Origin of the sequence: Stenotrophomonas sp. CCNWLW57, from assembly GCF_037203925.1 — a bacterium.
In the GTDB taxonomy this organism is placed as follows: domain Bacteria; phylum Pseudomonadota; class Gammaproteobacteria; order Xanthomonadales; family Xanthomonadaceae; genus Stenotrophomonas; species Stenotrophomonas rhizophila_A.
On sequence record NZ_JBBCBJ010000004.1, the window covers coordinates 301,040 to 324,401 of the forward strand.

General features: G+C 67.0%; 22 protein-coding genes. 9 read left to right on the forward strand and 13 right to left on the reverse strand.

Annotated features, from left to right (window positions below):
• Window positions 1-18: 18 nt before the first annotated feature.
• The 3 genes from V9K91_RS11860 to V9K91_RS11870 form a co-directional block, all read right to left on the reverse strand.
• Window positions 19-2,694, reverse strand: coding sequence for an autotransporter outer membrane beta-barrel domain-containing protein (locus V9K91_RS11860; RefSeq protein ID WP_095363416.1), 2,676 nt, complete (start codon window positions 2,692-2,694; stop codon window positions 19-21).
• 139 nt (window positions 2,695-2,833) lie between these two features.
• Window positions 2,834-4,591, reverse strand: coding sequence for an oligopeptide:H+ symporter (locus V9K91_RS11865; protein ID WP_336442840.1), 1,758 nt, complete (start codon window positions 4,589-4,591; stop codon window positions 2,834-2,836).
• A gap of 279 nt (window positions 4,592-4,870) precedes the next feature.
• Entirely contained in the window at window positions 4,871-6,019 is a 1,149-nt protein-coding gene (locus tag V9K91_RS11870) for a heparan-alpha-glucosaminide N-acetyltransferase domain-containing protein (RefSeq protein ID WP_306989453.1), read from the reverse strand.
• Between the two features lie 158 nt (window positions 6,020-6,177).
• Between V9K91_RS11870 and V9K91_RS11875 the strand changes: the two genes are divergently transcribed.
• The 3 genes from V9K91_RS11875 to V9K91_RS11885 all read left to right on the forward strand — a co-directional run bounded on the left by V9K91_RS11875 (window position 6,178) and on the right by V9K91_RS11885 (window position 11,671).
• Window positions 6,178-8,148, forward strand: a complete 1,971-nt coding sequence (locus V9K91_RS11875; protein ID WP_336442839.1) for an oligopeptide transporter, OPT family — start codon at window positions 6,178-6,180, stop codon at window positions 8,146-8,148.
• 132 nt (window positions 8,149-8,280) lie between these two features.
• On the forward strand, window positions 8,281-10,344 hold the full coding sequence (locus tag V9K91_RS11880) for a S9 family peptidase (RefSeq protein WP_336442838.1): 2,064 nt from the start codon (window positions 8,281-8,283) through the stop codon (window positions 10,342-10,344).
• An 85-nt stretch (window positions 10,345-10,429) separates the two neighbouring features.
• Window positions 10,430-11,671 carry a DUF819 family protein gene (locus V9K91_RS11885; RefSeq protein ID WP_068854583.1) on the forward strand — a complete coding sequence of 414 codons (1,242 nt, stop codon included), beginning with the start codon at window positions 10,430-10,432 and terminating at the stop codon, window positions 11,669-11,671.
• A gap of 257 nt (window positions 11,672-11,928) precedes the next feature.
• On the opposite strand, the gene V9K91_RS11890 is transcribed toward V9K91_RS11885, so the two are convergent.
• From V9K91_RS11890 to V9K91_RS11910, 5 genes are read right to left on the reverse strand one after another with little or no spacing between them, the layout of a single operon-like run.
• On the reverse strand, window positions 11,929-12,411 hold the full coding sequence (locus tag V9K91_RS11890) for a hypothetical protein (RefSeq protein WP_095363413.1): 483 nt from the start codon (window positions 12,409-12,411) through the stop codon (window positions 11,929-11,931).
• 48 nt (window positions 12,412-12,459) lie between these two features.
• Window positions 12,460-12,720 (reverse strand): cell division topological specificity factor MinE, encoded by a 261-nt coding sequence (gene minE, locus V9K91_RS11895; protein ID WP_068850125.1) that lies wholly within the window; start codon window positions 12,718-12,720, stop codon window positions 12,460-12,462.
• Between the two features lie 2 nt (window positions 12,721-12,722).
• On the reverse strand, window positions 12,723-13,532 hold the full coding sequence (minD, locus tag V9K91_RS11900) for a septum site-determining protein MinD (RefSeq protein WP_068850128.1): 810 nt from the start codon (window positions 13,530-13,532) through the stop codon (window positions 12,723-12,725).
• Window positions 13,533-13,567: 35 nt separating this feature from the next.
• On the reverse strand, window positions 13,568-14,344 hold the full coding sequence (gene minC, locus V9K91_RS11905) for a septum site-determining protein MinC (protein ID WP_068854585.1): 777 nt from the start codon (window positions 14,342-14,344) through the stop codon (window positions 13,568-13,570).
• Window positions 14,345-14,357: 13 nt separating this feature from the next.
• Window positions 14,358-14,954, reverse strand: coding sequence for a GNAT family N-acetyltransferase (locus V9K91_RS11910; protein ID WP_095363412.1), 597 nt, complete (start codon window positions 14,952-14,954; stop codon window positions 14,358-14,360).
• A 137-nt stretch (window positions 14,955-15,091) separates the two neighbouring features.
• On the opposite strand from V9K91_RS11910, the gene V9K91_RS11915 reads away from it, so the two are divergent.
• The 5 genes from V9K91_RS11915 to V9K91_RS11935 all read left to right on the forward strand — a co-directional run bounded on the left by V9K91_RS11915 (window position 15,092) and on the right by V9K91_RS11935 (window position 19,401).
• Window positions 15,092-16,285: a sensor histidine kinase gene (locus V9K91_RS11915; RefSeq protein ID WP_336442837.1), complete on the forward strand. Its 1,194-nt coding sequence runs from the start codon at window positions 15,092-15,094 to the stop codon at window positions 16,283-16,285.
• A complete protein-coding gene (locus V9K91_RS11920) occupies window positions 16,285-16,926 on the forward strand; it encodes a response regulator transcription factor (protein ID WP_068850140.1) in 642 nt (213 codons plus the stop codon). The genes V9K91_RS11915 and V9K91_RS11920 overlap by 1 nt, the downstream gene beginning before the upstream one ends.
• A 264-nt stretch (window positions 16,927-17,190) precedes the next feature.
• A complete protein-coding gene (locus V9K91_RS11925) occupies window positions 17,191-18,270 on the forward strand; it encodes an SRPBCC family protein (RefSeq protein ID WP_068850143.1) in 1,080 nt (359 codons plus the stop codon).
• 83 nt (window positions 18,271-18,353) lie between these two features.
• On the forward strand, window positions 18,354-18,725 hold the full coding sequence (locus tag V9K91_RS11930) for a DUF423 domain-containing protein (RefSeq protein WP_095363411.1): 372 nt from the start codon (window positions 18,354-18,356) through the stop codon (window positions 18,723-18,725).
• 1 nt (window position 18,726) lies between these two features.
• Window positions 18,727-19,401, forward strand: coding sequence for a DNA-3-methyladenine glycosylase (locus V9K91_RS11935; RefSeq protein WP_336442836.1), 675 nt, complete (start codon window positions 18,727-18,729; stop codon window positions 19,399-19,401).
• An 18-nt stretch (window positions 19,402-19,419) separates the two neighbouring features.
• On the opposite strand, the gene V9K91_RS11940 is transcribed toward V9K91_RS11935, so the two are convergent.
• From V9K91_RS11940 to V9K91_RS11960, 5 genes are read right to left on the reverse strand one after another with little or no spacing between them, the layout of a single operon-like run.
• A complete protein-coding gene (locus V9K91_RS11940) occupies window positions 19,420-20,223 on the reverse strand; it encodes a M15 family metallopeptidase (protein ID WP_210131649.1) in 804 nt (267 codons plus the stop codon).
• A gap of 9 nt (window positions 20,224-20,232) precedes the next feature.
• A complete protein-coding gene (locus V9K91_RS11945) occupies window positions 20,233-20,754 on the reverse strand; it encodes a PH domain-containing protein (RefSeq protein ID WP_306989438.1) in 522 nt (173 codons plus the stop codon).
• Window positions 20,755-20,776: 22 nt separating this feature from the next.
• A complete protein-coding gene (locus tag V9K91_RS11950) occupies window positions 20,777-20,953 on the reverse strand; it encodes a DUF4177 domain-containing protein (RefSeq protein ID WP_083214084.1) in 177 nt (58 codons plus the stop codon).
• Window positions 20,950-21,129: an Arc family DNA binding domain-containing protein gene (locus V9K91_RS11955; protein ID WP_068850155.1), complete on the reverse strand. Its 180-nt coding sequence runs from the start codon at window positions 21,127-21,129 to the stop codon at window positions 20,950-20,952. Before V9K91_RS11955 ends, V9K91_RS11950 begins: the two co-directional genes overlap by 4 nt.
• A 2-nt stretch (window positions 21,130-21,131) precedes the next feature.
• Window positions 21,132-22,001 (reverse strand): SPFH domain-containing protein, encoded by an 870-nt coding sequence (locus tag V9K91_RS11960; RefSeq protein WP_095363408.1) that lies wholly within the window; start codon window positions 21,999-22,001, stop codon window positions 21,132-21,134.
• Between the two features lie 111 nt (window positions 22,002-22,112).
• Between V9K91_RS11960 and purT the strand changes: the two genes are divergently transcribed.
• Window positions 22,113-23,300, forward strand: a complete 1,188-nt coding sequence (gene purT / locus V9K91_RS11965; protein ID WP_336442834.1) for a formate-dependent phosphoribosylglycinamide formyltransferase — start codon at window positions 22,113-22,115, stop codon at window positions 23,298-23,300.
• The last annotated feature ends 62 nt before the right edge of the window (window positions 23,301-23,362 follow it).

The following is a 23,362-nucleotide window of genomic DNA, read 5'->3' on the forward strand; positions in this document are numbered from 1 at the left end:
CGCCTTCCGCAGGCCGCATCAGAACGCCATGCGTACCTGCATCTGCGCCTGCATATCGCGAACGCCCATCAGCCGTTCCGCCATCACCGCACCGCCAAGGTCGGCGCGCAGGTAGCGATAGTCGGCGCCCAGCATCACCCGGTAATCCAGTCCGGACGGCGCCAACCCTGGAACGGTGAACGCGTGATCGCCTGCACCGTGGAGCGTGGCCGTGCGCGCGTCGGCGCGATACGCCACCGACCGGAATGCGGATGCATCACCGCGCAGGGTCCACCCATGGCCGAGGCGCCCACTGAAGGCGGTGCCCAGCTCCAGCTGCACACCACTGCGCGTTCCTGCGCCGACCGACAATCCCAATGCGCCGGCACCATACTCATGGAAGGCACCCTCGCGCGCGTGATACGCCATTGCCCCCAGGCGCGGCTGCCAGCGCAGCCCGCCGCCGGCCAGTTCCATGCCCAGCGTGCTGCCCACGCGGGTACGCGACAGCGTGCGCTGGCTGTGCGCGCTCATGCGCGTGCTGCCCCAGTGCAACTGGCGCTGGCCATCGGTCTGGTGCCATTCGTTGCCCAGCGTGTGCTGCAGGGTGAACGCGCCCAGCGCCTGGGCCATGCCCACCCCGGCAAACCGCGATTGCGAACGCGTCTGGCCGCCATCGGTGGAGAAATCCGAGCCCAGCAGGCCGGTGCGCAGCAGCAGCTGCCGACCGCCACCCAGCGCCATCGCGACCTGCACGCCGGTGCCGGTACCCTGCACGCCCGACGCCGTGGCCGTGCCCGGTCCGAACGCGACCATGTGGGTGCCGTTGCCGGGCCTGGCGCGGGCCAGGCTCGACCAGAACGCGTCGCCGTTGGCGGCCAGGCGCATGCTGGCGGCCGCCAGGCCGTTGCCGGACAACTGCTGCAGAGCGTGGTTGAACTCAGCGGCGTCAGCCACTTCCAGGCTGTGGTACAGCGCATTGTTGGCGTAGCCCGCCTCCAGCGCTGCGGCGACGCTCTGGGTGTCGGCATCGGCGATATCGCGGTAGTCGTTGCGGGTCATCACCACGTCGACATTGCCGGCCGCGTCGCGCTCGGCCTGCGCCTGCCACACCACCGTGGCGCTGGCGATGTTCTCATCGCCGCCGTCGGCGCCGACGAAGACGTCCTCCAGGCGGATCTGCGAATCGTCGGTGCCGCGGGTGAACCCGGTATCAACACGGACGTCGACCAGCTCACCGCCTTCATGCAGCACCATCTGCCCGGCGCTGCCATCGGCATGGGTACCCACCGTGTAGCCCGACACGCCGCGCGGTGCCTCCCAGCCCAGGTCGGGGGCGGGGCGATCGGCATCCTGTGTCGGCTGGTCGGCATGCACGCCGCTGCCATTGCCATACACATTGACCTGGCCGTTGTTGATCAGGCGGCCGCCGCCGCTGGCGCCCATCTGGAACGCGTGCGAGTTGTCGGCATGGATGTTGATCACCCCGCCGCGGCGGTTGTTGAGCGTGGCCGAGCCGTCGGAGTGCATGGCCACCATGTTCTGGCCGTTGTAGCCGCCGGCCACGCCGAGGTTGATCACCCCGTCGTTGATCAGCGTGGCGCCGCGCGCACCGGCCATCGCCACCGCACCGTCACCGGTTACGGTCAGCGTGCCCTGGTTGATCAGCGTCGCCTGCGCGCCTTCGCCATGCATCGCCGATTGCCGCTGGGCGTGGCTGATGATCTGCGCGCCGGCGCGGTTGATGCCGGCACTGGCATGGCTGTCGGCCAGCAGGGTCAGCACGCGCGCGTTGCCCTGCAGGGTGATCAGGCCATGGTTGTCGAAGGCTTCGATGATGTCGCGCTCGTTGCCGACGCGCGTGGTCACCGCATGCACCAGCGAACCCTGGTTGAGCGTGCCGCCGGCGTGGACGGTGCCGTGGTTCTCGAACTCGGCCATGCCGGTCAGCGCGAAGCCGCCGCCCTGGACGCCGAGCGTGGCGTTGCGGCGGCGTTCGCCGTTGTCGAATTCGCTCTCGCCGCCCATGCTGACCACGGTGTCGCGCAGCTGCATGTCGCCGAGGTTCTCGATGTCGGACTCGCCATCCAGCTGGATCGTCGTACCCTGCGCCTGCAGGCTGCCGTGGTTTTCCAGGCTGCCATCGCGGCGCAGCTGGAGCTGGCCGTGCAGTTCGAGGGTGCCATGGTTGTCCAGGTCACCATCGTTCTCCACCACCAGGCTGGCCGCCTGGCCGATGCGCAGGGTGCCGGTGTTGCGCAGGTGGCCGTTATTGCGCACGCTGAGGGTGCCGGCGTTGATGCGCAGGCTGCCTTCGTTGCGGGCCGCGCCGGTGACGCGGGTTTCCACGTTGCGGTCCCAGCTGATCTCGCTGCCCGGTCCGGCCAGGAACTGGTTGCCCCCGTACTGGCCGCCTTCCGAGCCCGGCGGGACGCCGCCTCCATCACCGCCGCCGTCACTGCCACCGCCGCCGCCTCCACCACCTGCCGCCGCTGCGGCCGCAGCTGCCAGCGCCACGCCGCCAATCAGCCACGGGGTGGTGCTGGATGATGCTTCGACCTGCGACTCACACACGCTGTGGTCAGGATCGATGTCGCAATCGACAGCTTCTGCATCGGCGTTGACCGCATATGCGGGCAACGAAAGCGAGGTGCACAATGCCAGCGCGATGAGTACGGCGAGCGGGCGGTGGTGGGGCGGAGCAGCGTGACGCATTGGGAAAGTTCCATGAACGCAGGGAGCGCCATGGTGGGGAGCGATACAAACCGAGTATCTACAACTTATTCCAATCCCGTCGGACTGTGACCGGATCGAATGGTGTTAGGAAGTGTTTATGTGCATGGCGTGCGGCGGCTTACTTGACTCCGTGCATCATCCGCTTCAGCAGCGGCGAACCGGCCAACGCCACGGCAGCACAGCCCAGGCCGATCCACATCAGCAGCCAGAACAGGTGTTCGTAGCTGGCGGCGGCCGCGGCGATGTTCATGGTTTCGCCTTCGGCCACTTCAATGGCGGCGAGCTTGCCGAACAGCGCGGCGAGGGTTTCGGAGAACGCGGTGGCCAGGAACCAGGTGCCCATCATGAGGCTCACCACGCGCGGCGCGGCCAGCTGGGTGACGGCGGACAGGCCGACAGGCGACAAGCACATCTCGCCGATCTCCAGCACCAGGTAGGCCAGCACCAGCCACCACACGCTGGCCATCTGGCCGGTGCTGCCGACCTGCTGGGCAGCGAGGGCGAGCGGGATGAAGGAAAGCGCGGCAAACACCAGGCCTAGCGAGGATTTGACCGGCTTGGACGGGTCCAGGCGGCGCTTGTCGAGCCACGCCCACAGCACGGCGAACAGCGGGGCGAGCACGACCAGGAACAGGCCGCCCAGGTAGGTGAGGGAGCCGGCGGTCTGTGGAATCACCAGGCAGTCGCGGATCAGCAGCACCAGCATCAGGGCGACGATGGCGATGAACAGGTTCCGCGGGGCGGTGGAACCCGGGCGGCGTTCGGACAGGCGTGCGGCGACCACGAAACCGAGCGGCGCCAGCAGCAGGGAGGCGATCGACCACGGGATCGGGGTGCCGCCCTGGATCACCAGCGCGGGGACAAGGTCTTTGGTGAGCATGCGGTCGGTGAAGGTGACCCAGGAGCCGTAGGTCTGCTCGTACAGGGTGAAGAACACCAGGGCCATGAAGATCAATGCCATGAGGGCGATCATCTGCTGGCGCTGCACTTGGGTGCAGCGGGTGCCGGTGAACCAGGCGAACCAGAGCAGGACGCCGCCGAGCACGACCACCATGAGCAGCAGGGCGAGGCTGATTTCGCCGCCGATGGCGAAGGCGCCGTTGGCGGCGGACCACATGAGGGCGGCCACGGGAATGACGCCGAGCACGGCGATGCCGTAGATCAACCATTCGCGGGGGACGCCGGCAATGCGCTGGCGCAGGGCGGCGACGTTGGTGGGTTCGGCGTGGCCCTGCAGGTACTTCTGGCCCCACAGGAACATGGCCAGGCCGATGACCATGCCGATGCCGGCGGCGCCGAAGCCGTATTTCCAGCCGTAGGCTTCGCCGAGGAAGCCGCAGACGAGGGAGGCGAACAGGGCGCCGAGGTTGATGCCGGCGTAGAACAGGGAGAAGCCGGAATCGCGGCGGGGGTCGCCTTCGGGGTAGAGCTTGCCGACGATGGTGGAGATGTTGGGCTTGAGGAAGCCGACGCCCATGATGATGAGGGCAAGGGAGAGGTAGGTGATGCCGAGGGCGGCATCGTCGCGCACGATCTGGCCGTCGATGCGGGTGGCGGCGTGGCCTTCGAAGGCCATGCCGAGGTGGCCGAGGACGAGCAGGATGCCGCCGAACACAACGGCTTTGCGCATGCCCAGCCAGCGGTCGGCGAGCAGGCCGCCGAACACGGGAATGCAGTAGACCAGGCCGCCGTAGGCGCCGAGCAGGTCAAGGCCTGCCTTGTCGCCGAACAGGTGGTACTTGGTGAGGTACAGCAGCAGCAGCGCCTTCATGCCATAGAACGAGAAGCGCTCCCACATCTCGGTGAAGAAGCAGACGTAAACGCCTTTGGGGTGGCCAAGGAAGTCGTCGGAAGCGGAAAGGGCGGTGGCGGTCATTAGGCGATAAGCGACAAAACAGGTCGCGATTATCACCCACAGGGTCCGCGCCAAGAGCGCGGCGTTTCGGTTGTTACGATGCGGGTCGAGGGCGGGGGTACCCTGGCCGGACGCGCGTGAACCCATCCATGGGGCTCATCGCAGCATCCATGCTGCTCAAGGTCCGGCCAGGGTACCCCCGCCCTCGACCCCTCAGGCTTTCATGATGGCGGACCGGTAGAGCCACGCCATGCGTGGCTGCTCTTAGCGACGTACCCGGCAGCCACCCATGGGGTGGCTCTACAGGTACCGCAACCAGACAAGATCTTTGCGGCGTGCCTTCAGGCGCGCGAACGCGCGCGTTGGCCAATAAAGGGCCAGCGCCAGCGCGGCGGTGATCAGCCACAGCATCCACACATGGTCCACGGCGAAATAGGCGCCATGGGTCTGGCCCCAGCGCGCTTCGGCGGCGACGTAGAGCAGCTTCAGCACATACAGGTGCAGCAGGTAGAAGAACATCGGGGCGGCGCCGATGCTGGCCAGCGGGGCCAGGGCGCGGGCGATCCGCGGGTTTTCGTAGAGGCGCAGGAGAAGCAGGCCGATGCCGAGGGTGAGCAGCAGGAACAGCAGGGACGGCGGGTACTTGGTGACGTTGAACAGGCTCATCAGGGTCTGGCCGGCGCTGGCCATGGCCTGCCAGGGGGCGTCGCCGTAGACGTTGGCGGTGCGCAGCAGGGCGAAGGCGAGCAGGGCGCCGCCGCCGGCCCAGAGCAGGCGGCGTTGGCGCAGGGCGGGATCACCGGTTCGGGCGAACCAGGGGCCGAGGGTGTAGCCGAGGGCGATGACGGCGATCCAGGGCAGCACGGGGTAGGAGGTGCGCAGGCGCAGGGCGTCGCCGGCGGCGATCCAGTCGCGCTGGTGCAGGATCTTCCAGAGCACGGCGAGCGGGCCGTCGCCGCTGACGTGGATGCCGTCGAGCAGGTTGTGGCCGGCGATCACCACCAGGGCCAGGGCGGCGAGGGCGGGGCGGGGCAGCCAGAGCAGGCCGGCCAGGGCGACCATGCTGATCCCGATCGCCCAGATCACCTGCAGGTAGATAACGCTGGGCGGGAACTGCAGGGTCCAGGCGAAATTCACCACCAGCAGTTCAAGCAGGATCAGGAACAGGCCGCGCTTGAGCAGGAAGGCGGAGGCGGCGCGGCGGGGGGCGGCCTGGCTGCTGCCGTACAGCCAGGCGGACAGGCCGGTGAGCAGCACGAACACGGGGGCGCACAGGTGGGCGAGCAGCCGGCTGAGGAACAGGGCGGGCTCGACCTGGTCCACGACCATCGGGTCGGGTACCTGCTGGTGCAGGTAGAAGGTTTCGCGCACGTGGTCCAGCAGCATCAGCACGATCACGGTGCCGCGCAACTGGTCGATGGAGGTCAGGCGGGGGGAGGCTGGGGCCACGGTTGCGCCGGTGGTGGCGTGACAGGATATAACATTACAAATCAGGGTGCGCGGCCATTTCCAGGGGTTTACCGATTACGGCGACCGGCGCTACCCGCCTTGCGTTACCAAGGCATGAAGGCTAGGTTTGACAGGATTTTTTGCCAGCAGGGGCTTCCATGAACAACGACGACGCTGCGCCCAGACAGCTCACATTCCGCGCGGTGGTGCTTGCCATCGTGCTGGCGGTGATCCTGTCGGCGGCCAACGCCTACCTGGGTCTGTTCGCAGGCCTGACCATCGCCACGGCCATTCCGGCGGCGGTGATCTCCATGGGGGTGCTGCGCCTGCTGGGCGGCGGCACGATCCTGGAAAACAACATCGTGCAGACTGGCGCTTCGGCCGGTTCGTCGATCGCCGCCGGTGTGATCTTCACGATCCCGGCGCTGGTGATCATGGGCTACTGGCCGGACTTCAAGTACTGGTGGGTGCTGGGCATCGCCGGCCTGGGTGGCCTGCTGGGCGTGCTGTTCTCGGTGCCGCTGCGCCGTTCGATGATCGTCGAAGACCCGCTTCCGTTCCCGGAAGGCAAGGCCGCGGCCGAAGTGCTCAAGGCCGGTGAGAACCCGGGCCCGGGCCTGAAGATCCTCGGCCTGTCGGCGGTGATCGGTGCGGTGGTGAAGCTGGCCGCGGAAAGCGGCATGCGCCTGATTCCCGATGCCTGGGCGACCTCGGCCTACGTCGGCAGCTCCAAGATCACCGCGTTCATCGGCACCAACCTGTCGCCGGCGCTGCTGGGCGTGGGCTACATCGTCGGCCTCAACGTCGGCATCGTGGTGGTGTCCGGCTCGATCCTGACCTGGCACATCGCCATCCCGCTGTACCAGGCGCTCTTCATGAACACTGATCCGGCCCTGGCCGCGTCGATCGCCACCGCCTCGTCCACCGAGGCGGCGTTCGCCATCTGGGGCGCGAAGATGCGCTACCTGGGCGTGGGCGCGATGCTGATCGGCGGCGTGTGGACCCTGATCTCGCTGCGCAAGTCGCTGCTCAACGGCGTCAAGAGCGGCTTTGCCGCCGCGCGCAAGAGCGGCGGCCCGGCGCTGGCGCACACCGAACGCGACCTGCCGATGAAGTGGATGCTGGTGGCGCTGGTGGCCTTCACCCTGCCGCTGCTGGCGCTGTACCAGGCCATCGTGGGCCAGTGGCATGTGTCGATCCCGATGACCATCATCATGATCGTCGCCGGCTTCCTGTTCGTCTCGGTCTCGGCCTACCTGGCCGGCCTGATCGGCTCGTCCAACAACCCGGTCTCGGGCATCACCATCTCCACCATCCTGTTCGCCTCGGCGGTGCTGGTGCTGCTGCTGGGCAAGGATGGGCTGACGCCGGTGGGCGTCGGCGGCGCGCCGCTGGGTGCGGTGGCCGCGATCATGATCGGCGCGGTGGTGTGCTGCGCCGCTGCCGTCGGCGGCGACAACCTGCAGGACCTCAAGGCCGGCTACATCGTCGGTGCCACGCCGTGGAAGCAGCAGCTGATGCTGGGCATCGGTGCATTCTCATGTGCGCTGATCATGGCGCCGGTGCTGAACCTGCTGGCTACCGCGTACGGCATCGGCGTCAAGTCCGAGCTGCACCCGAACGCGCTGGCCGCACCGCAGGCCAACCTGATGGCGTCGGTGGCCAAGGGCCTGTTCGGTGGCGAACTGCCGTGGACCTTCATCGGCATTGGTGCCGTGGTCGGTGCGGCGATCATCGCCTTCGACAGCTGGCTGAAGTCGCGCAACGCCCGCTTCCGCGTGCCGGTGCTGGCCGCTGCGATTGGTATCTACCTGCCGCTGGAACTGATGGTGCCGATCTTCCTGGGCGGCCTGATCGCCTACCTGGTCGAGCGTTTCCACAAGGTGCGCGCCGACGATGAAGAAGGCCGCGACCGCGTGCACAAGCCGGGCGTGCTGTTCGCTGCCGGCCTGATCACCGGTGAAGCGCTGATGGGCATCGCCATCGCCGTGCCGATCGTGGTCAGCAGCCGCGCCGACGTGCTGGCCGTGCCGTTCCACCTGCCGGCCGCGCAGTGGATCGGTCTGGCGGTGCTGTTCGTGGTGGGCTGGCTGATCTACCGCACCGGCAAAAAAGCCACCGCGGTCTGATCGAGAGCCAATGTGAACCCGACAAACCCCGCCACGGCGGGGTTTGTTGTTTCCGGGGCATGACGTGTGGCCTTTGCGCTGGGAGGCTCCCGCCCCCTACCATCGGCGTTTTGCCGTTCCGCGGAGAACCCGATGAAGCTTCGTTACGCCCTGTTGCCGTTGTGCCTGCTGACCGCGCTGCCGTCGCTGGCCGCCACGCGTGGCCTGGATGTGCGCGACATGATCGCGCTGGATCGGGTTTCGGCCCCGCTGCTGACCGCCGATGGCGGCAACGTGGTGTTCGCCAAGCGCGTGGTCGGCACCGACAGCAAGGCCAGCACCGGCCTGTTCATCCGCAACCTGCGCACCCGCGATGCGGCCCCGCCCAAGCCGCTCACCCCGGCCGGCTGGAACGTCAATTCGGCCGCGCTATCGGCCGACGGCCAGACGGTGTACTTCCTCAGCGCCAAGGGCGGCAGCCAGCAGCTGTATTCGATGCCGCTGGCCGGCGGCACCCCGCGCCAGCTGACCGATTTCGCGGTGGACGTGGACAGCTTCCAGATCTCGCCGCAGGGCGACCGCGTGGCCTTCAGCGCCGGCGGTTTCCAGGACTGCGGTTCGGACCTGGCCTGCACCAGCAAGAAGCTGGACGCGCACAAGGCGCGCAAGAACACCGGTGAAGTATTCGACAGCCTGTTCGTGCGCCATTGGGACACCTGGAACGACGGCCGCCGCAACACCCTGTTCGTGGCCCCGCTGCCGGCCGCCAAGGCCGCTGCGGTCAAGGGCGCCTCGGCGATCAGCGCAACGCTGGCCGGCGATGCGCCGTCCAAGCCGTTCGGCGGCAATGATGACTTCACCTGGGCGCCGGATGGCAAAAGCGTGGTGGCCAGCATCCGCGTGGCCGGCCGCGAAGAAGCGTGGTCGACCAACTTCGACCTTTACCGCCTGGATGCCGAGGGCAAGCAGGCGCCGGTCAACCTGACCGCGGCCAACCCGGCCTGGGATGCCGGCCCGGTGTTCAGCGCCGACGGCAACACCCTGTACTACCGCGCGATGAAGCGCCCGGGCTTCGAGGCGGACCGTTTCGGCGTGATCGCACTCGACCTGGCCTCGGGCAAGACCCGCGAAATCGCCCCGGACTGGGACCGTTCGGCCGGTGAAGTGGTGCTGTCGCAGGACGAAAAGAGCTTCTACACCGCGGCCGATGACCTGGGCGAACACCGCCTGTTCAACATCGACATCGCCACCGGCAAGGCCACGGTGGTCGCCGAAGGCGGCAGCGTCGGCTCGCCGGTGATCGCCGGCAGCACGCTGGCCTACACGAAGAACAGCCTGAAGAGCGGCGACCAGATCGTGGTGGCCCAGGCCGACGGCAGCAGCCCGCGCGAGATCACCCCGAGCGCCGGCCAGATGCTGCCCGACGTGGCCTTCGGCGATTACGAGCAGTTCCAGTTCAAGGGCTGGAACAACGAAACCGTGCACGGTTACGTGGTCAAGCCGTACAACTACCAGGAAGGCAAGACCTACCCGGTGGCGTTCCTGATCCACGGCGGCCCGCAGGGCAGCTTCGGCAATGGCTGGAGCTACCGCTGGAACCCGCAGACCTACGCGGGCCAGGGCTACGCGGTGGTGATGATCGATTTCCACGGTTCCACCGGATACGGCCAGGCGTTCACCGATGCGATCAGCCAGCACTGGGGCGACCGCCCGCTCGAAGACCTGCAGAAGGGCTGGGCGGCGGCGCAGAAGCAGTACCCGTTCCTCAACGGCGACAAGGCCTGCGCGCTGGGCGCCAGCTACGGCGGCTTCATGGTCAACTGGATCGCCGGCAACTGGAACGAGCCGTGGAAGTGCCTGGTCAACCATGACGGCGTGTTCGACCAGCGCATGATGGGCTACGCCACCGAAGAGCTGTGGTTCACGGAATGGGAGCAGGGCGGCACGCCGTTCGCCAAGCCGCAGAACTACGAGAAGTTCAACCCGGTCAATCACGTGGCGGACTGGAAAAAGCCGATCCTGATCATCCACGGCCAGCTCGACTTCCGCATTCCGGTCGAACAGGGCCTGGGCGCGTTCACGGCCGCGCAGCGCCAGGGCATCGAGTCGAAGTTCCTGTACTTCCCGGACGAGAACCACTGGGTGCTCAAGCCGCAGAACAGCGTGCAGTGGCACGACACCGTGAACGGCTGGCTGAAGCAGCACATCGGCGAGTGATGTCGAAAGCGCCGCCGAAAGGCGGCGCTTTCATATGTGGTTACCCAACGCGCACGCGCGCACCCCTTTCCAGGCGCTCCATTCCGTGAAAGCACCCGCTCTGATACAGAACGACATCGTAGTTTTCGGCCTCATCGCCGCCACCCTGGGTGCCGTGTTCTGGACCGCGTCACGCGAGACGGGGTTGTGGAAGCGCTTCTACACCTTCGTGCCGGCACTGCTGCTGTGCTACATGATTCCCGGCATCTACAACACGGTGGGCCTGATCGACGGGCAGAACACCAGCCTGTACAACCCGATCGCGCGCGACATCCTGCTGCCGGCCGCGCTGGTACTGCTGACGCTGGCGGTGGACATCAAGGGCATCCTGCGGCTGGGCCCGAAGCTGATCGTGATGTACCTGGGCGCGTCCTTCAGCATCATGATCGGTGCGGTGGTGGCCTTCATGCTGATGAAGTGGGCGCACCCGGAAACGGTCGCCGGCGATACCTGGGCGGGCATGGCCGCGTTGGCCGGCAGCTGGATCGGCGGCGGCGCCAACATGCTGGCCATGCGCGAGGTCTTCGACGTCAACGCCACCACCTTCGGCCAGTTCGCGGTAGTGGACGTGGGCGTAGGGTACGTATGGATGGCGGTGCTGATCTTCATGGCCGGCCGCGCGGCGAAGATCGACGCGCGCACCGGCGCGGATACATCCGCGATCGATGAACTGAAACTGCGCATCGAAAAATTCCAAGCCGAGCACGAACGCGTGGCCAGCCTGACCGACCTGATGCTGATCGTGGCGGTAGCGTTTGGCACGGTGGGCCTGTCGCACGCCATCGCCGGCCCGGTATCGGCCTGGTTCAAGGGGCACGTGGCCTGGGCTTCGCAGTTCAGCCTCGACGCGCCGTTCGTGTGGGTAGTGGTGATCTCCACCACCTGTGGCCTGGCGCTGAGCTTCACCCGCGCGCGCAACCTGGAAGGCGCGGGCGCTTCGAAGCTGGGCTCGCTGCTGCTGTACTTCCTGATCGCCTGCATCGGCATGCAGATGGACCTGCTGGCCCTGCTGGAACGCCCCTGGCTGTTCGCACTGGGCCTGATCTGGATCGCCGTGCACATCCTGCTGCTGCTCGCACTGGCCATGGCGCTCAAGGTGCCGTTCTTCTACTTCGCCATCGGCTCGCAATCCAACATCGGCGGGCCGGCTTCTGCTCCCGTGGTTGCGGCTGCGTTCCATCCCTCGCTGGCTCCGGTGGGCGTCCTGCTTGGCACCATGGGGTATGCGACGGGCACGTACCTAGCTTACATCGTGGGCATCACGCTGCGAGCTTTGGCGGGGGGCTGAGTTCTCCCGCGTAGAAGCGCTGGCGTTTTCATTCTCTGCGCGCGGGGGCGCGGGGTTCACGCGTGTCCGGCCAGGGCACCCCCGTCCTCGCACCGCGCGGGAAGAACCGAACAGCCAGCGCTTTACGCGCGGATAAGAAGCCGCCGGAAGCGTTTCTCCGCCGAGGCGCAATGCGTCGCCGTGCCGATCGTTCGTATCGGCAGTCGTCTGACGACCGACCCTACCGCGCTCATGCACGCGTGCGCTCATGCACCGCTCTACGCGGCGAGGAGGCCGCGTTCGATCAGCCAGGCTTTGGCGTCTTCGGCGTCCTGCTCGAACCAGGCGCGCGTGGAGCCGAGGCGATAGGTGTAGCCCCACGCATCCATGTCGGCCATCAGCTGCGCGCTGCCTACGCCTGGCAACTGCCCGGCCAGCACGATCTGCAGGTAGCAGGTGGCGTCTTCTTCGGGGACCGAATCGGTCGCGTCGGTGTGCACCAGCGCGCGGCGTTCGGGCGGCAGCACGATCAGGTGGCAGGCCTCGTGCAGCATCGAGTGCACCGGCGTGTCGTTACGCACATAGACGTCGCTGGCGATGATGCCCGCCTCGGGCTCGCCCCAGTAACTGCCCGGAATCGGTGCGCCATCGGCCACGTGGTGCAGCTGCAGCGCGTGGCGGGCCAGCAACGCCGCCGCATCCTCGAAGGCGATGTCGCCCACCCGGGTGACCTGCGGTTCTGCTTCGGCGGCGGTGTTCATGGCGTGTGCGTCCTGCGCCCCTTCCCGGTGGGGAAGGGGCCTTTACGGTCAGGGCTGCTGCGGGCCTTCCGGCAGCGCCACCGAAATGTCCAGCACGTCGTGCTCGCCGTCCTTGACCAGGTCTACCTTGACCGCGTCCGCGTCGATGTTCACGTACTTCTTGATCACTTCCAGCAGCTCACGCTGCAGCAGCGGCAGGTAATCCGGGCCGCCACGGTGGCTGCGTTCCTGCGCGATGATGATCTGCAGGCGGTTCTTGGCCGTTTCGGCGGTGGTCTTCTTCGTCTTGAGGAAATCGAACAGGCCCATGCTTACCCTCCGAACAGCTTGCTGAAGAAGCCCTTCTTCTCAACAACGGTGAAGCGCATCGGGCGCTCTTCGCCGAGGATGCGGGCCACCGCATCATCGTATGCCTGGCCTGCGGGCGATTCTGCATCCAGGATCACCGGCTCGCCCTTGTTGGACGCGTTCAGCACATCCCCCGACTCCGGGATCACGCCGATCGCCTTCAGCCCCAGCACCTCTTCCACGTCCGTGATGCTCAGCATCTCGCCCGACTCCACCCGGACCGGGCTGTAACGGGTCAGCAGCAGGAAGGCCGGCACGGCCTGGCCCGATTCGGCCTTGTGCGTCTTCGAATCCAGCAGGCCGATGATGCGGTCCGAGTCGCGTACCGACGACACTTCCGGGTTCACCACCACCACCGCGCGGTCGGCGAAATACATCGCCAGGAACGCACCCTTTTCGATACCCGCCGGCGAATCGCAGATGATGTAATCGAAACCGTCAGCGGCCAGGTCCTTCAGCACCTTGCCCACGCCTTCCTGGGTCAGCGCATCCTTGTCGCGCGTCTGCGATGCCGCCAGCACGTACAGGTTGTCGAAACGCTTGTCCTTGATCAGGGCCTGCTTGAGCGTGGCCTCGCCGTGCACGACATTCACGAAGTCGTACACCACGCGCCGCTCGCAGCCCATGATCAGGTCGAGGTTGCGCAGGCCGACGTCGAAGTCGATCACCGCCACCTTCTTGCCCCTGCGCGCAAGGCCGCAGGCAAGGCTTGCGCTGGAAGTGGTCTTGCCGACGCCGCCCTTGCCGGAGGTGACTACGATGATTTCAGCCAAAGGACTTCTCCTGATGATTCTGTTGGGTTGCCGCGTCAGTCCAGCGCAGCGATCTTGATCTGGTCCTGTTCCAGCCACACCTGCACGGCCTTGCCGCGCAGGTTGTCCGGGACATCGTCCAGTACCTTGTAATGGCCGGCAATGGCGACCAGTTCAGCGTGGAAGTCACGGCAGAAAATGCGCGCCGTGGTGTTGCCCTGGGCACCTGCCAGGGCACGGCCCCGCAGCGTACCGTAAATATGGATGCTGCCATCGGCGATCACTTCGGCGCCCGCGCCGACCGTGGCCATCACCGTCAGGTCGCAGTTCTCCGCGTACAGCTGCTGGCCCGAACGCACGTTGCTGGTCTGCATGCGGCCGGGCTTGGGCGCATTGCCCGCGTCCACCGCCGCGGCAGGGGCCGGTGCGGCGGCACGCGCGCGGCGTGCCGGTTCCGGGGCCGGTGCGGCTGCAACCGGCGCAGGTGCCGGCTCAGCCTCGGCGCGCTCGTACTGCGCGCGGAACTTGGCCAGCAGCGGCAGCCCCAGCTGCTGCGAGAGCAGGTCGGTTTCGTTGCTCCCGTAGGCCAGCGCCACCGGCAGCACGCCGGCACTGCGCAGGCCATCCAGCAGCGCCTGGGCCGTGGCCACGTCGGGCATCTGGCTCAGGCCGCCGAAGTCCAGGATCACCGCAGCGCGGCCGAACAGCTTCGGCGCGCGGGCCACGCGGTCGTGCATTTCGCGGGTGAGGCGTTCCACGTCCAGGGTGCGGATGCGCAGGTTGGCGATGCCCACCTGGCCGATCTTCAGTTCACCGGCCTGTTCAAAATCCATGTTCGCCGCCACCTCAGGTCCCCGTCGGTCGATGCGCGCGCAGCGGCTCGCGACGATGGCCCACCCAGGGCACGTCCGGCAGCGCGTCGCCGTAGGTGTCGTGCACCCACTGGTAACTGCACAGGTCCTTGAGCAGCATGCTGGCCCGCACATCCACGTGCGGCATGTTGTTCTGCCCGACCTCGCGGAAGCCGAAGCTGCCGTGGAACAGCAGCGCCGCATCGGCGCCGTGGTCCAGGAACACCTCGCAGGTCAGCTGCGGGTAGCGCAGCTCGGCGTAGCTCTGGGCATCGGCGTAGAACGCCCGGCCCACACCACCGCCACGGCGGCGGCTGGCCACCACGATGCGGTCGATGTAGAAGAATTTGCTGGTCAGGTGCTGCTTGAACCAGGCGAAGTTGCTGCTGTCGTGCTGGCTGTCGCTGCCGAAACCGATCAGGAAGCCGGCCAGGTTGCCGTCGCGCTCGGCGACGCGGAAGTATTCAGCGGTTTCATAGAACAGGCGCAGGCGGGCGGCATCCAGCGGAAGGATGGCCAGGCCGGCGTTGTTGTTCAGGGCCAGGACGGAATCGAGCTCGTGCTCGCGCACGTCGCGGATGACAATCGACATTGTGACTCCGTGGGGTAACGCGGTTGGCCCGTCTAGGGGCCCTGCCGGTGATTATTGCATGGGTGGCCGGGCAGGGCACAGGCCAGCCATGACTTATGTCCGGGTGCAGCGGCGCAGGTTCAGCCTAAGATGCGTCCATGTTGGGATACCTCAGCCAAACCCGAGTACTGCGACTGGCCGGCCTGTTCACCTGGGTCATGCTTGGCCTGCCGCTGGTCTATTCCCAGTACGAAGCGGTCCGCCGCAGCGGCGGCATCGACGTGCCGCCCCTGCTGCTGTTCGTGTCCTACCTGGCCTTCGGCGGCGGCTACCTGTGGCTGACCCGCGGCCTGCGCAACGGCGGCCATTCGGCCTGGTACGACCGCGCCATCCTGGTCCTGCTGACCATTTCCGCCCTGGCCGTGAGCTTCCTGAGCGGCTCGGGCCTGGGCAGCATCCTGATGATGGTCGCCGCCGGGGTCATCCCGTGGATGCTGCCGGCCCGGGTCGGGGTGATCTGGCTGCTGGTCAGCCAGCTGGCGGTCGCCCCGGTCTATTACCTGTTCCTGCCGTTCTCGCTGTTCGAGGCGGTGATGCAGTCGCTGCTGTATGGCGGCTTCTCCATGTTCATCTTCGTGACCAGCCTGGTCGCCCGCCAGCAGACCGACGCCCGCGAAGAGCAGCGCCGGCTTAATACCGAGCTGCGCGCCACCCGCGTGCTGCTGGCCGAAAGCGCGCGGGTGAACGAGCGCACCCGGATCTCGCGCGAGCTGCATGACCTGCTCGGCCACCACCTCACCGCGCTGAGCCTGAACCTGGAAGTGGCCGGCCACATCACCGACGGCCAGGCCCAGGAGCATGTGCACCAGGCCCATACCCTGGCCAAGCTGCTGCTCACCGACGTGCGCGAAGCGGTCAGCCAGCTGCGCGACAGCGGCGCCATCGACCTGGCCGCTGCGCTGCGCCCGCTGACCGAACAGGTGCCCTCGCTGGACATCCACCTGGACATCGAAGAACCACTGAGCGTGGAAGACCCCGAACAGGCCCACGTCCTGCTGCGCTGCACCCAGGAGATCATCACCAACGCGGTGCGCCATGCCCGCGCCCGCAACCTGTGGATCCAGGTATTCCGCGAGCCGCCGGGGCAGGTGGTGGTGCAGGCGCACGACGATGGCGTGGGCGCCGATGGCATCGTGATCGGCAACGGCTTGCGTGGCATGCGGGAACGCCTGCAACAATGCGGCGGTGAGCTGCAGATTGAAACCCACCGGGGTCAGGGCTTCCGCCTGCGCGCCTCGGTTCCCGGCGTGCCAGTGCTGATGCTGGGTGCCATCCTGGAAGGAGTGCGTTGATGATTCGCGTCTGCCTGGTCGACGACCAAACCCTGGTGCGGCAGGGAATCCGCTCGCTGCTCGCCCTGGATGACGGGATCGAAGTAGTGGCCGAAGCCGCCGATGGCCGCCAGGCCGTCGAGGTGGTGCCGCAGATCCGCCCCGACGTGGTGCTGATGGACATGCGCATGCCGGTGATGTCCGGGCTGGAGGCGCTGCAGTCGCTGTCGCGGCTGGGCCAGCTGCCGCCGACCATCATCCTCACCACCTTCGACGATGACCAGCTGGTCCTGGCCGGGCTCAAGGCCGGCGCCAAGGGCTACCTGCTCAAGGACGTGACCCTGGAACAGCTGGTCGGTGCCATCCGCACCGTGGCCGATGGCGGTTCGCTGGTGCAGCCGGCGGTCACCCAGCGCCTGCTGTCCGGGCTGGAGCACATGCGCAACGAGTTCGTGAGCCTGGACCGGCCCGACCCGCTCACCGACCGCGAGACCGAGATCCTGCGGCTGATGGCCAGCGGGTTCTCCAACAAGGAGATCGCCAATTCGCTGGGCGTGGCCGAAGGCACCATCAAGAACCATGTGTCCAACATCCTGTCCAAGCTGGGCGTGCGCGACCGCACCCGGGCCGTGCTGAAGGCATTCGAGCTGCAACTGGTGTGAACATGAACGCCAGTTGAAAGCCTTGTGTGGCAAGGCCTGCGGCGGTCGTCGCAGGCCTCGTTGCCGAAACCGGCAAATAAATATGGCCAACGGCCACATGCTGGCCCGCGCGATGCGCTATCTTTCCGCTCCTTGTCTATTCAAAACCGCTGCTGGTATGGAAACCGGTGCGCCAATCCTGATCAACAACACCCGCGAAGCCTGCTAGGATTGGCGCTTCGCTTCAATCAACCCGGCCGTGGGATCGGCCCCGGAGACTCCTGAATGACCCGTATTATCGAGTTCCTGATCGCCTTGGGGATCGTGGCTGGCCTGTTCGTCATCATTGGCGTTGTGCTGCCGGGCGAGCGTCACATTACCGAAAGCATCGAGACCAACCGCAAGATGACGATCGTGTACGACACGGTCAACAGCCTGCGCCGCTTCAAGGACTGGAACCCGCTCGTCCTGCGCGATCCCGCCGTTGAACTGAAGCACTCCGGCCCCGCCGCCGGCGTGGGTGCCCGCCTGGACTATTCCTCCAAGGAATCGTCGCTGGGCCAGGGCAGCTGGACGATCACCGAGTCCGAGCCGAACAAGCGCGTGGCCATCGCCATCGAGGACCAGACCAAGGGCCACGACAAGAAGACCAGCTTCACGCTTGAGCCGACCGGCAAGGGTGGCCGCAACGTCAAGATCACCCAGGACTACAGCATCAAGTACGGCTGGAACCTGTTTGGTCGTTACGCCGGTCTGTACGTCAGCCGCCACGTCGGTGACGACCTGAAGCTGGGTCTGTCGCGCATGGCCAACATGCTGGCTACCGTGCCGAACATCGACTACCGCACCGCCGAAGCCCCGCTGGTCGACCTGGCCATCGTCGATGCCCCGGCCGAAGACCTGCTGGTCGTCACCGCCGGTAACGTTGATCGCGGCGAAGCGACCATCACCAAGTCCATCAAGGACAACCAGGAGTGGATCAAGCGCGTGATGGAGGCCAATGACCTCGAAGCCGCCGGTCCGTTCCGCATCATCACCACTGACTTCGGTCAGGAGAAGTACGCCTTCGACGTGGCCCAGCCGGTCAAGAAGAAGGGTACTGCAGGCGCTTCGGCTGAAGCCCTGACGGTGAAGATCGATGGTGGTGCCCCGGTCAAGTACGTGCACGTTGCCCCGCACCGTACCGCCCACGCCAAGTACACCGGCCACATGGCTGGCCTGGACATCGCCCGCAACGCACTGCGTGCCTGGGCTGTGACCGGCGGCAACGAAGTGATCGATCGTCCGTACGAAACCTGGAACGGCGGTCTGGAGAAGTCGTTCACGCAGGAAGGTACGTACGACATCTACTGGGCCGTCAAGTAAACCGACGGTTGCCACGGATGTAACGTAGAACAGAAAACGCGCCGCTTCCTGCGGCGCGTTTTTTTTTGGAGGAAGATGCAGCCATGCTCAACCTGGAACGACGCGCGCGTAAACCTTCGCTGCTGGCCTGCCTGGGGGGCCTGTTGGCGGCCACGGCCGTGGGCCTGTCGGCCTATGCCTCGCACGGAATCGCCGAACCGCTGGCGCAGTCGCATGTGAGTACTGCTGCGCTGTTCGCCTTCGGGCATGGCGTGGCGTTGGCCGTGCTGGGCCCCACCCAGCAGAACAGCGTGGGCAAGCTGGCGTTGTACGTGCTGCTGTTGGGCACGCTGTTGTTCTCCGGCAGCCTGGTGGCCGGCGCGTTGTGGCAGTTGCGCACCGGGCTGGCCCCGGTGGGTGGCACGGCCTTGATGATCGGGTGGGTGGTGTACGCGCTCAATGCCCTGAGGCGCTGACGTGCCGCGCTTCCGCCGGGGCTTTGATGTAGACGAGGCGCACGACTGGCTGTCGCGCCGCGACCGTCGGCTGGGCAGCTGGATGAAGCGGCTTGGGCCGGTGGCGGCGCCGCCCGGCTGGGCGCGCAGTTTCGACCCCGTCGATGCCCTGGCCCGCGCGATCCTGTTCCAGCAGCTCAGCGGCAAGGCCGCCTCCACCATCGTGGGCCGGGTGGAGGCCGCCATCGGCAGCACCCGTCTGCACGCCGACACCCTGGCACGCATCGACGACCCGGGCCTGCGCAGCTGCGGAGTCTCCGGCAACAAAGCGTTGGCCCTGCGTGACCTGGCCCGGCGCGAGGCGGCCGGCGAGATTCCCGACCTGCGGCGGATGTCGGTGATGCCGCACGACGCGATCATCGACGCACTGGTGCCGATCCGAGGCATCGGCCGCTGGACCGTGGAAATGATGCTGATGTTCCGGCTCGGTCGCCCCGACATCCTGCCCATCGACGACCTCGGCGTGCGCAAGGGCGCCCAGCGGGTGGACAAGGCAGAAGCAATGCCGACCCCGAAGGAGCTGGCCGCCCGCGGCGAAAAGTGGGGCCCGTTCCGGACCTACGCCAGCCTGTATCTGTGGCGCATCGCCGATTTCACCGAAAGCCCGAAGGCCGCCACCAACCGCTCCCAGGACTGAGCCACGCAGGGCGTGGCGTTACGGTCCAGACCAGCGCCAATGCCACGGCTCGTACACGATGCCGTGGGGGTTGTCTCGCGGATAACTCAGGTGGAAGCCGTAGTCGCCCGCGTGCTCCAGCAGCCACGCGAATGCCGGAGTTGCCTCGAAGCTCTCCTCGGCCGGCGGTTCCGCCGGGCTGCTGATATCCAGCGCCCGCCCGCTGTGGTGTTCGCTGTACCCCGGCGCGGCGTTGACCTGCAGGATCGCGTCCACCTCCAGCCCGCGCGCGCGTTTGCGCGCGAAGATGCCCAGCTGGTAATCGTGGCTGCGATAGCCCGAAATGGCCTCCAGCACGATGCCCTCGCGCGCGGCCTGCTGCTGCATGCGCTGCCAGGCGCGCGCGGCGCCCTGCTGCAGCCACAGCGGCCGGCGGTAACGGTCGAAGCCGGCCAGGGCCAGCCGTTCCGGTTCGGCTTCCAGTGCCAGTGCGGTGTCCTGCTCATAGCGCGCCGCATCGATGCCGAGCTGTTCCAGCCGGTCCTGCAGCCCGCTCAGCGGCAGCAGGGCATCGGCCGCATGCGCGCGCTGCGTGCCATGCAGCGCCAGGTCCAGGGCATCGAGTGCTTCCTCGATCCCCGGCTCGCGCATCAGGTGCGGCACCAGCGGCAGCAGGCCGTGCGCGGTGGCGGCGGCCAGGTACTGCCCATCACGCTTGCGCCGCAGCACCCAGCGGGCCCGGGCCAGCGCCCGTGCATCGGCGTTGCTGCGCGCACGCAGCAGGCCGCCGGGCCACAGTTCGATATCGGCGGTGTTGATCAGCAGGGCAGGGTGTCGGCGCATGCGTACAGCTTAGCGCGCAGCCTGCGCGTTCAGCGCATCCAGCAGCGCGCGCGGGTGCTCGGGGCTGAGCAGCAGCACGCTGTCGTCGCGCAGCGGCAGGTACAGCACGCGGCTGGGATCGGTGACAAGGCAGAACGCCTTGTGCCTGCCCATCCGGTAATGGCCGGACTGGAACCCCGGCATGCCGAATCCGTTGATCTTCATGCCCGGCTTGAACTGGCTGTGTTCGGCCAGGTCGACGATGCGCGCCTGCTCCAGCAGCATCGACGATACCGCCGTGCGACGGCGGTAGAAGGTGGAGGTCACCAGCAGCTCGCCATGTTCCAGCGTGATGCGGCGACGGAGGAACGCCCAGCTGAGCACACCGCCCAGCACCAGCAGGAACGGCAGGGTGATGGCCATGTCCATCGGTGTGCGTTGTTCCTGCAGGTGCGTGGTGACCAGCAGCACGGCCACGCCCAGCAGCGGCAGCCACAGCCAGAGCAGGCGCCACAGCGGGGCCGGCGCCACCGCGAATTCAGTGGCGGGCACGGCCGTCGTCCGGGCTGCCACGTCAGAGCTCCTTCTTGAAGAACAGCAACGCCACGCCCATCGGGGTGCCCTGCATCACGTTCACCAGCTCCCAGCCAAGTTGGCCCTGGCGGTTGAGTTCGGCCTGCAGGTCTTCCGGCTTCAGGCCGGTCCACGAGGGCTTTACTTCCACGGTGAGATAGCTCCAGCGCTTGCTCATTCCTTGCTCTCCGGATCAGATGGGGGTTTGGGAAGGCGTCCAGCCTTGCGCAGTGCGTCGCGCAGCACGTACTCGATCTGCGCGTTGAGACTGCGCAGCTCGTCATCGGCCCAGCGCTGCGCCGCCGCCAGCACGTCGGCATTGATCCGCAGCGGGTAGGCTTTCTTTTCGCTCATGCTCAGTACAACGAACCGGCGTTGACGATCGGCTGGGTGCCGCGGTCCGAGCACAGCACGGTCAGCAGGTTGCCCACCATCTGTGCCTTGCGCTCTTCATCAAGCTGCACCACGTTGTTCTTCTGCAGTTCGTTCAGCGCCATTTCGACCATGCCCACGGCACCGGCGACGATGCGCGTGCGCGCGGCGATCACCGCATTGGCCTGCTGGCGCTGCAGCATCGCCTGGGCGATCTCCGGGGCGTAGGCGAGGTGGCTGATGCGGGCGTCGAGCACCTGCACGCCGGCATCGGCCAGGCGTTCGGCCAGTTCGTCCTTGAGGTGCTGGGAGATTTCGGCGGCGTGGCTGCGCAGGGAGAGCTGGCCGTCCTCGTGCTGGTCGTAGGGGTAGCTGGTGGCCATCGCACGCAGGGCGGATTCGGACTGGATGTGCACGAAGCTTTCGTAGTCGTCCACGTTGTAGACCGCCTCGGAGGCGTCCACGACCTGCCAGACGATGACCGCGGCGATTTCGATCGGGCTGCCGTCCAGTTCGTTGACCTTGAGCTTGCCGCTTTCGAAGTTGCGCACGCGCTGGCTGACCTTCTTCTTGCTGAAGAAGGGGTTGTTCCAGCGCAGGCCGTTGTCCTTGACCGTGCCGACGTACTTGCCGAACAGGCTCAGCACCGCCGCCTGGTTGGGCTGCACGGTGTACAGGCCGGTCAGGCTGAACAGGGCAATCAGGCCCAGCAGCACGCCGCCGAGCATCAGCAGCAGGTTGACGTTGCCGGGCTCGATCCCGGAGAAGAAGAGCCATGCGGAGACCACCAGCAGGGCCAGCACGGCCAGCAGGAAGGGGATGCCGGAGAGGGAGGGGACGGGCTTTTCTTTCATGGGGGCATCCTTTGCGGGTAGGTTTGGAATATTGATATCAAATTGATATCACTCCTGCAAGGGCCCCATCCCATAAAATGGCGTCCCGCCTCTGATGTCCGGAATATCGCCATGATCACGCTCGGCACGCCGCTGTCCCCCTCCGCCACCCGTGTGCTGCTGTTGGGCTCGGGCGAACTGGGCAAGGAGGTCGCCATCGAGCTGCAGCGGCTGGGGGTGGAGGTGATTGCCGCCGACCGCTATGCCGACGCCCCGGCCATGCAGGTGGCGCACCGGTCGCACGTGATCGACATGCTCGATGCGATGGCGCTGCGCGCGCTGATCGCCGAGGAAAAACCGCACCTGATCGTGCCCGAGATCGAAGCCATCCACACCGAAACCCTGGTCCAGCTGGAGCAGGAAACCGGCCAGCGGGTGGTGCCGACCGCGCGCGCGGCGCGCCTGACCATGGACCGTGAAGGCATCCGCCGCCTGGCCGCCGAAACCCTGGGCCTGCCGACCTCGCCGTACCGCTTCGTGGACACCGAGGCCGAGTACCGCGCCGCCGTGGCGGCGATCGGGCTGCCGTGCGTGGTCAAGCCGGTGATGTCCTCCTCGGGCAAGGGCCAGAGCACGCTGCGCGACGAGGCCGACATCGCGCCGGCCTGGGAATATGCACAGACCGGCGGCCGTGCCGGTGCCGGCCGCTGCATCGTGGAAGGCTTCATCGATTTCGATTACGAGATCACCCTGCTGACCGTGCGCCACGCCGGGGGCACCTCGTTCTGCGCGCCGATCGGGCATTGGCAGAAGGACGGCGACTACCGCGAAAGCTGGCAGCCGCAGCCGATGTCGCCGGCCGCGCTGGCACGTGCCGAAGAGATCTCGCAGGCGATCACCGATGACCTGGGCGGCTGGGGCCTGTTCGGCGTAGAGCTGTTCGTGAAGGGCGACGAGGTGTGGTTCAGCGAAGTCTCGCCGCGCCCGCATGACACCGGTCTGGTCACGCTGGCCTCGCAGGAACTGAGCGAATTCGCGCTGCACGCGCGCGCCATTTTGGGCCTGCCGATCCCGCTGCTCCGCCAGAGTGGCCCCTCGGCCTCCTGCGCGATGCTGGCGCACGGCGAAGGCGTGCCGGTCTTCAGCAACGTAGAGGCGGCACTGGTAAACCCGGATACGGCGCTGCGCCTGTTCGGCAAGCCGAGCGTTCATGGGCACCGCCGGGTTGGGGTGACGCTAGCGCGGGCTGAGTCCATCGACGAGGCGCGGAGGATCGCGCGCGAGGCGGCGGAAGCGATCACCATCGAGTTGCGCGCGTAAGGCGTTGGCGTCTTTGTTTCTACGTGCTGGGGCGGCCGTCGGGCAGCCCCCTCCGGGACACG

Bases quoted from the DNA above. Each gene is read 5' to 3' on its own strand.
- V9K91_RS11915 (WP_336442837.1), top strand. From the start codon at position 15,092: ATGTTGGGATACCTCAGCCAAACCCGAGTACTGCGACTGGCCGGCCTG.
- minE (WP_068850125.1), bottom strand. From the start codon at position 12,720: ATGGGCCTGTTCGATTTCCTCAAGACGAAGAAGACCACCGCCGAAACG.
- minC (WP_068854585.1), bottom strand. From the start codon at position 14,344: ATGGATTTTGAACAGGCCGGTGAACTGAAGATCGGCCAGGTGGGCATC.
- V9K91_RS11910 (WP_095363412.1), bottom strand. From the start codon at position 14,954: ATGTCGATTGTCATCCGCGACGTGCGCGAGCACGAGCTCGATTCCGTC.
- V9K91_RS11920 (WP_068850140.1), top strand. From the start codon at position 16,285: ATGATTCGCGTCTGCCTGGTCGACGACCAAACCCTGGTGCGGCAGGGA.
- purT (WP_336442834.1), top strand. From the start codon at position 22,113: ATGATCACGCTCGGCACGCCGCTGTCCCCCTCCGCCACCCGTGTGCTG.
- V9K91_RS11950 (WP_083214084.1), bottom strand. From the start codon at position 20,953: ATGAGCAAGCGCTGGAGCTATCTCACCGTGGAAGTAAAGCCCTCGTGG.
- V9K91_RS11880 (WP_336442838.1), top strand. From the start codon at position 8,281: ATGAAGCTTCGTTACGCCCTGTTGCCGTTGTGCCTGCTGACCGCGCTG.
- V9K91_RS11960 (WP_095363408.1), bottom strand. From the start codon at position 22,001: ATGAAAGAAAAGCCCGTCCCCTCCCTCTCCGGCATCCCCTTCCTGCTG.
- V9K91_RS11890 (WP_095363413.1), bottom strand. From the start codon at position 12,411: ATGAACACCGCCGCCGAAGCAGAACCGCAGGTCACCCGGGTGGGCGAC.
- V9K91_RS11865 (WP_336442840.1), bottom strand. From the start codon at position 4,591: ATGACCGCCACCGCCCTTTCCGCTTCCGACGACTTCCTTGGCCACCCC.
- V9K91_RS11940 (WP_210131649.1), bottom strand. From the start codon at position 20,223: ATGCGCCGACACCCTGCCCTGCTGATCAACACCGCCGATATCGAACTG.
- V9K91_RS11955 (WP_068850155.1), bottom strand. From the start codon at position 21,129: ATGAGCGAAAAGAAAGCCTACCCGCTGCGGATCAATGCCGACGTGCTG.
- V9K91_RS11860 (WP_095363416.1), bottom strand. From the start codon at position 2,694: ATGCGTCACGCTGCTCCGCCCCACCACCGCCCGCTCGCCGTACTCATC.
- V9K91_RS11875 (WP_336442839.1), top strand. From the start codon at position 6,178: ATGAACAACGACGACGCTGCGCCCAGACAGCTCACATTCCGCGCGGTG.
- V9K91_RS11930 (WP_095363411.1), top strand. From the start codon at position 18,354: ATGCTCAACCTGGAACGACGCGCGCGTAAACCTTCGCTGCTGGCCTGC.
- V9K91_RS11925 (WP_068850143.1), top strand. From the start codon at position 17,191: ATGACCCGTATTATCGAGTTCCTGATCGCCTTGGGGATCGTGGCTGGC.